This window comes from uncultured Methanobrevibacter sp. (assembly GCF_902769175.1).
Lineage (GTDB): Archaea > Methanobacteriota > Methanobacteria > Methanobacteriales > Methanobacteriaceae > Methanobrevibacter.
Window position 1 is genome coordinate 1 of record NZ_CACXNW010000056.1, and the last position, 3,873, is coordinate 3,873.

General features: G+C 31.7%; 2 protein-coding genes and 2 pseudogenes. 1 reads left to right on the plus strand and 3 read right to left on the minus strand.

Going from position 1 to position 3,873, the window contains the following annotated elements:
* Window positions 1-183 (plus strand): annotated as a pseudogene (locus QZV12_RS13390) (NADP-specific glutamate dehydrogenase); the annotation flags it as partial.
* A gap of 534 nt (window positions 184-717) precedes the next feature.
* Here QZV12_RS13390 and QZV12_RS13395 read toward each other — a convergent pair.
* From QZV12_RS13395 to QZV12_RS13405, 3 genes and pseudogenes are all read right to left on the minus strand, one after another.
* Window positions 718-1,596: a phosphopantetheine-binding protein gene (locus tag QZV12_RS13395; RefSeq protein ID WP_366925569.1), complete on the minus strand. Its 879-nt coding sequence runs from the start codon at window positions 1,594-1,596 to the stop codon at window positions 718-720.
* Between the two features lie 75 nt (window positions 1,597-1,671).
* Window positions 1,672-3,054, minus strand: a pseudogene (locus tag QZV12_RS13400) (amino acid adenylation domain-containing protein); the annotation flags it as partial.
* An 11-nt stretch (window positions 3,055-3,065) separates the two neighbouring features.
* A partial coding sequence (locus tag QZV12_RS13405) for a condensation domain-containing protein (RefSeq protein ID WP_295622650.1) occupies window positions 3,066-3,873 on the minus strand: 808 nt, incomplete at its 5' end.

Genomic DNA, 3,873 nt, shown 5'->3' on the forward strand with positions numbered 1-3,873 from the left:
CAAAGATTATCTTGGACCTTTGAAGAAGTTGATTCAAGACTCCAAACCATTATGGAAAACATCTTTGCTAATGTTGATGCAGCAGCTAAAGATTATGGATTTGAGAAAAACTATGTAGTTGGAGCTAACATTGCTGGATTCTTAAAAGTAGTTGACGCAATGAACGCTCAAGGAATCGTATAGATTTACCTAATTTAAATCCAATTTGTAATAATTTTCTTAAAAATTATTACTTTTCTTTTTTTTTTTATTGATTAGTAATTTTATCTTATTTTATCTTATTTTGATTTTCTTTTTTTTGATTAGTTATTTTATCTTATTTTATCTTATTTTGATTTTCTTTTTTATGTATGTGTGCAGTTAATTTAAAGGATGCTTTAGGTTATTTGTAGTCTGAATATCTTATTATAATCTAATTATTTCTTTTTCCAAGCAATTTTGATTAAATAATATGCTTATCATTGCATTATTGTTTCGAGTGAATGAACTCTTAATCCAAAAATTCTGATTTTTCACTAAAAATATGTTCATGTTGGTTATGAGATATGGATTGTGAGGCACTTAAATTATCAGAATCTCAGTACTCTCCATTATTTTAATTAAATCATCATGGATTGTATTAAGACATGGTCTAACTTTACGAATGCTTAAATGAGTATTTAATTTAATTAAACTTGGATACTTGAGAGAAAATGGATTGATTAAGAAACGCATTTTTTAATCGAAGTTAAAATATTTGGAAATTTTATATAAATCCTTGCCAATTATGTCCTTATGATTTGAATCAACCAGTATAAACTCATAATTATCGGATATATTATCCAAATCATCCTTAAATTTATCAGTTGTGGCTAAATAAACTATTGGAGAATTGATTTTTGGGGTATGGAAATGCAAATTCATATTAATCAAAATTATCTCTAAAAGCTTTTCAACATAATCTTGTGGATAATATTTAAAGATAAATCCATAGTCTTCCATTAACTGAGATCTAATTTCTTCTTTTATAACTGTTGTATCGTTAATAAAATCTAATGTACCGTCTATAAGGATACATTTTTCAATATCCTTATCCTTTTCTAATTTTTCAGCAACTAAAGCAGAGTTAATACAGCCTGATGAATATGCAACAATAATGTCACCATCATTAAAAACATCCTTAATGGCATCATAATAATGATCTATTAACTGCTTGTCTTCATCAATCTTTCTTATCTCCTCTAATGTCAACTCATATTTATAATCATCAATTATGTAAATATTTCCTTCAAAATCAATATTTTTAATGAAATTTAAATAGGAATATGATAATCCTGATACATCAGGGAATAAGAACATGTTTTGGTCTTTGGTTCCTTTTCTAATTAATTCAAATCCATATTCTCCTTTGTTTTCCTCAATATATTGGGCTATTTTATAAGGGGTTCTAGCTTTTAATATGGTTCTAACATCAAAATCCAGGTCAATCAACGCTTTAATTTTAATAGCAGATAATGAATCTCCACCTAAATTGATAAAATCATCATGGACTCCAATTTTTTCTTGATTGAATACCTTTTCAAAGGCATCAACAATAATCATTTCCATTTTTGTCATAGGTTCAACATAATCTGCATGTAAACTATCAGTATCAACTTTAGGCAAAGCACCCTTATCAACCTTGCCATTAACAGTCAAAGGAATGGCATCTAAAGCAACCACAAATGATGGAACCATATAATCTGGCTTATTCACAGAAACATAGTCACAGATATCTTTTCTAAGATCAACATCCTCTATAGCCCTGGAAGAGACAACATAAGCCACCAACTCATTATTGGAACCATTCAAGACAGTCTGAACTGTGACATCATCAACATAATCCAACTCACGAATGGCAGTTTCCACTTCAGACAGTTCAACACGGTTGCCTCTGATTTTAACCTGACCATCGCGACGGCCAACAAGGCCTAAACTGCCATCAGGCAAGACACGGGCTATATCTCCTGTACGATATAACACGCCATAACCCTCATCATTACAGAAAGGATTATCAATAAATGATTTGCTGGTTTCACCAGCCCTATTAAAATAGCCATCAGCAATCTGGAAACCAGCCACGCATAACTCTCCCACAGCACCTATAGGTACACGATGCTGATTTTCATCCAAGATATAAGCTTTTGAATTATAGTTTAGATATCCGATTGATGAAGGATCAATTTTAAGTGAAGCATTAATTGATGAAATAAATGCGAAAGCTTCTGTTGGACCAAATTCATCTATCACATCATAAGCCAAATCATGCTTAAAATCACTTAATTTCTCACCACCGACTGATAATGATTTTAAGGATGTTTCATTAGTGGTTTCCATGAATATTTTAGACACTTGTGTGGAAATGAAAGTATATGTGACATTTTCCTTAATGAAGTATTCGTTTAAATCACGGATATTGAATTTGGTGTCTTCAGGAACCACAGACAAGCAAGCTCCAGCATAGATTTTTTGGAAAATCGCTTGAGGACCTGCATCAAAACCAATGGAAGAATAAAGAGCATAAACATCCTCATTGCTTAAGCCATACTGATTGCAATAATATTCTGCAAGGTTAAGAACAGATTTACGAGTAATTTTAACACCTTTAGGAATACCGGTAGTACCACTAGTATATAAAATACAAGCTAAATTGCCATAACAAATAGGTAAACTAGATAAATTGCCAATAGTTCCTTTAACAATATTGGAAATGTTTATAAGAACAACATTCTCATCAACCAAGCCTTCTGCACGTTCATAGGTTTCATCGCTAACAATAACAACATTTGCATCAGTATCATTTAATATAAAACTTAAACGTTCATTAGGTAATTTATCATCCAAAGGAACAAAAACACCTCCCATAGACAATATGCCTAATATACAAAGCATATATAACTCAGAACGCTCAACCAAGAAAGGAACATATTCTTGTGAATCAACTCCTAATCTTATTAGGTTTTTAGCTAATGCATCTGCTATAAAAGCACCTTCACAATAAGAATAAGAATTGTCACATAAGGATACTAACTTATTATTAGGATATTTTACAAGATTATCATTAAAAGCATCAGAATGTCAGCATATTTTAATTCCTTTTCATTCTGATTAAAAGCATCCATAATATCCAAATCGGATGATAAGGTGTAATTAATATCGCTTAAACTGTTGGTGTTGAGCATTCCATTTAAGATTAGTTCATATGAAGATGCAAGGGATTTGATAAATTCCTGGGAATATTTGTCTGAGTATGTAATGGATAAGTTATATTTGTCTCCTTTTTGAATAACTCCAACACTTAAATCGGCAATCAAGTCATTCATATCTTGAATTGGGTTGCTGTAAATGTTAATGGATTCGTCGTCTTTTATCCAGTCTGGCATAAATTGGAATAGGATGTTTGAGTCGATGTTGTATTTGTTTGCTAGTAATCTGAATGGGTAATAGTTGTATCTCATTACATTGTAAACTAGGTTGGAGGTATTGTCCATGAATGAGCGGATGTTTTGGTTTTTGCAGTCAACTAGTAATGGCAATGTATTGACGAACATGCCTATGGCATTGTAGTTGTCGAATCTGTCTCGGCCATTATCTATGATGTTGAATAGGGCTTTGTTATTGCCTACGAAGCGGGATAATGTATAAGCGAAAACACCTGTAAATAAAACGTTTTCGCTAATGCCATTTTCATTTAGGAATGTTTTGTATGATTCGTGATTGAAATTTAAATCTAAGCTATATGTGTCTGGGCCGTCGGCTAGTGGGCTATTTAATAATGGTTCTGCTTCGTCGCAATCTGCTAGCATGGTTTCGTAAAAGTTTTCTGCTTTGGTGTATTCTTTGGTTTTTTGTATT